The organism is Acidithiobacillus sp. TH-A36 (assembly GCF_057473445.1).
In genome coordinates, this window is the sequence record NZ_JBYCKP010000251.1 from 1 (window position 1) to 2,682 (window position 2,682).

Genomic DNA, 2,682 nt, shown 5'->3' on the forward strand with positions numbered 1-2,682 from the left:
GCAAGCCAAACGGAGTTGGCTCAGCCCTGCCGCCTCGCGGACAACCCTGGCTATGATGTTCCGCCTTCCCTTCACGCGCTCCCTCCTTTGATCACAACCTCTGACACCTGCAGGCCGAGCACCTCGGCAATGAACTCTTTGGTGACTTCCTTGCCTTGTTCCGTCGCTGCATCCACCACGCGCTGGATGGCCCTTTGGCGGATCCGCTCCAGTTGGTTCGCGGCAGCTTGCAAGGCCGCCTGCGACGGCTGGCCGACGTGGACCACACGCAACTCTGACATGGGATCGCCTCCTTCTGCACGGTATGCAGCGCCTGCGTGGTGGGTTATTGCGATGCAGCGGCCTGTTCCTCTTTGCCAGTAGCGGTGTTTGTGGTAGGATTACGACATAAAATGTCGTAAATATCGACATCGTAGAAATCACAGATGACGACTAAACGACTGAGTGGCGGCGCGTTTTCGTCCTGTTCCCAACGTTGCAGTTGCCGCACGGAAACATCGAGGGCTGCCGCAGCTTCCGACTGCGTAAGTCCTTTAGAGAGGCGAATCTTCCTGAGGTTCTCGCCAATCTGCACTGTATCACCTCCTTTCATCACGACACTAATGTCGTAATGGTCTTAGTATACACGACACTAATGTCGTGTCAAGGAGTCTGGAGGAAGAACTTGATTTCTTTTTCAGAACGACTCGTGGAATTGCGAAAAAAGGTGAACTGGACTCAACAAGAATTGGCCAACAAATTGGATATGCACGTAAGAATGGTGCAAAGGTACGAATCAGGGAAAATAGCTAGTCCTGAAAACCTGATCAAAATTGCTGACTTCTTTGATGTCTCGCTCGACTATCTCGTCGGCCGAAGCGACGAACCAGGCATCACCGCCCCTCGCAAACGTGACTAATATAGTCACATTATGTATGACTAATGTAGTCATGTCAAGCGTTTGGAAGTGAGAATGTGGCTGATTTCTCCAGCAGACTTTCAGAATTAATTGCGTATCACGGATCGCAAAAGAAAGACATCGCGGAATTTATCGGTGTCACCTATCGGCAGTTCCACCGTTACGAAACCGGCGAACAAAGGCCGGACTTTGACGGGCTGCTCAAACTTGCTGAGTACTTCGGGGTATCTCTGGATTACTTAGTAGGCTTATCCGACGACCCGCGGCGAGTCGAGGACCTCATCCCCGACGAACACGCCGCAGGTTCCGAGTGATTGAGGGAGGTTTGCAAGTGGACAAGCTCGACCGGATTCTGGAGGCGCTGAGTAAGCTGGACCAACGTCTAACGGATGTCAACCAGCTCGCGAAGGATTTGAAAAGAGAACAAGAGGAACTTAAAAACGCTACGAGCGGACTCTTGGAGATGCTAACTCGAAGCGCCGGTGCTCACCTGCATTAAAAATCGATTCTTAATTAAAGGAGTTGAACCGTGTGAATCCCTTTCTTACAACAACCAAGCCGGAAGAGATTTTAGTAAGCCAGTTTATTGTTGCACGAGAAATTAGTAATAAGGATCAGGTGAATTGCTTAGGAGTTCTCTCTGAATTTTTGATTAAAAAGGTTCCGACAACCCTCCAATTTGCTTTTTTTCTTGAGCTGATGAAACTCGAACAAACTGAAAAGAATAGAATCCTCATTTCCATGCAGCAACGGAACAAGGAACTGGTGACATGGGATTACAATCTTGAAGACGGCGGTTCAAGTTGGAATTCTGTGAAGCTTATTGGGACCTCCAAAACCCACGACGGATCGGACGTGGAATTGGAATCGTTTGACGATATCTATTTCCACATTTTTTATGAGGACACACTAGTTACGTCGCTTTATTTCCCAGTCATACCCGACCGATCCGAGGTGGAACCTTTTGTCCCGTGAACAGTTCATCCAAGAATCAGTTCCATCTAAGAATACGTCACCACCAAAGAATGGTGAGGTATTGTATGCCGATTTCGAGAATAACAACAGGTTTCGCCACGTGTCCGATATGTTTGCGAATGATGCTATGATGGAAGCATCAGCTACATTAGAACGGGGTGATTCTATGGACGATGGATGGCAGGAAATTATCCGGAGGCACGACGCTGAGTTGCGGGAACATCGGCAATACATGCGCGAAAGCATGGATCGCATCGATGCTAAATTCGATCGCATGGACGATAAAATGGACACCATTGCAGAGAGATTGGACAACAAAATCGATGCAATGGCGGATAAGCTAGATAACAAAATCGATGCGCTTGGCGAAAAGATGGAGACCAAATTCGATGTCTTCACGGAACGTGTAGATAGCAAACTCTCTGAGACGACGCGCCATGTTCAGAACATGTCTTATACCGTCATGATCGGCATAGGTTCCATTGTCATTACGGCCATCATTGCTCTGATTTTAAATCACTAGGACGGGACCATGAGAGCAGCCCTCTACTCACGCGTCTCCACCACTATGCAAGCCGAAGACGGTTTCTCCCTCGATGCGCAGCTCGAACGGTTGCGTGCGTTTTGTGCTGCCCAAGATTGGACGGTCGTGGGTGTCTACACCGATGCTGGAGCCAGCGCCAAGAACACCGAGCGTCCCGAGCTGCAGCGTATGATGCAAGCCATCGAGTCCGGCGAGATTGACGTCGTCCTGGTCTACAAATTGGATCGACTCACCCGCTCGGTTCTCGACTTGTACGAGCTGCTGA

General features: G+C 49.6%; 8 protein-coding genes. 6 read left to right on the forward strand and 2 right to left on the reverse strand.

Features of this window, described 5'->3' with window-relative positions:
• Window positions 1-71: 71 nt before the first annotated feature.
• Both AC2VLY_RS06585 and AC2VLY_RS06590 read right to left on the reverse strand, forming a co-directional pair.
• On the reverse strand, window positions 72-281 hold the full coding sequence (locus AC2VLY_RS06585; protein WP_486921967.1) for a hypothetical protein: 210 nt from the start codon (window positions 279-281) through the stop codon (window positions 72-74).
• Between the two features lie 44 nt (window positions 282-325).
• Window positions 326-574, reverse strand: a complete 249-nt coding sequence (locus tag AC2VLY_RS06590) for a helix-turn-helix domain-containing protein (protein WP_486921968.1) — start codon at window positions 572-574, stop codon at window positions 326-328.
• 90 nt (window positions 575-664) lie between these two features.
• Here AC2VLY_RS06590 and AC2VLY_RS06595 point away from each other — a divergent pair, with 90 nt between their 5' ends.
• The 6 genes from AC2VLY_RS06595 to AC2VLY_RS06620 all read left to right on the forward strand — a co-directional run.
• A complete protein-coding gene (locus AC2VLY_RS06595; RefSeq protein WP_486921969.1) occupies window positions 665-898 on the forward strand; it encodes a helix-turn-helix domain-containing protein in 234 nt (77 codons plus the stop codon).
• A 56-nt stretch (window positions 899-954) separates the two neighbouring features.
• Complete coding sequence (locus AC2VLY_RS06600; RefSeq protein WP_486921970.1) at window positions 955-1,212, forward strand: helix-turn-helix domain-containing protein; 258 nt, start codon at window positions 955-957, stop codon at window positions 1,210-1,212.
• A 17-nt stretch (window positions 1,213-1,229) separates the two neighbouring features.
• Window positions 1,230-1,397 carry a hypothetical protein gene (locus AC2VLY_RS06605; RefSeq protein ID WP_486921971.1) on the forward strand — a complete coding sequence of 56 codons (168 nt, stop codon included), beginning with the start codon at window positions 1,230-1,232 and terminating at the stop codon, window positions 1,395-1,397.
• 32 nt (window positions 1,398-1,429) lie between these two features.
• Entirely contained in the window at window positions 1,430-1,873 is a 444-nt protein-coding gene (locus tag AC2VLY_RS06610) for a hypothetical protein (RefSeq protein ID WP_486921972.1), read from the forward strand.
• Entirely contained in the window at window positions 1,863-2,396 is a 534-nt protein-coding gene (locus tag AC2VLY_RS06615; protein WP_486921973.1) for a hypothetical protein, read from the forward strand. Before AC2VLY_RS06610 ends, AC2VLY_RS06615 begins: the two co-directional genes overlap by 11 nt.
• 9 nt (window positions 2,397-2,405) lie before the next feature.
• The coding region (locus AC2VLY_RS06620; RefSeq protein WP_486921974.1) for a recombinase family protein at window positions 2,406-2,682 on the forward strand (277 nt) is incomplete at its 3' end.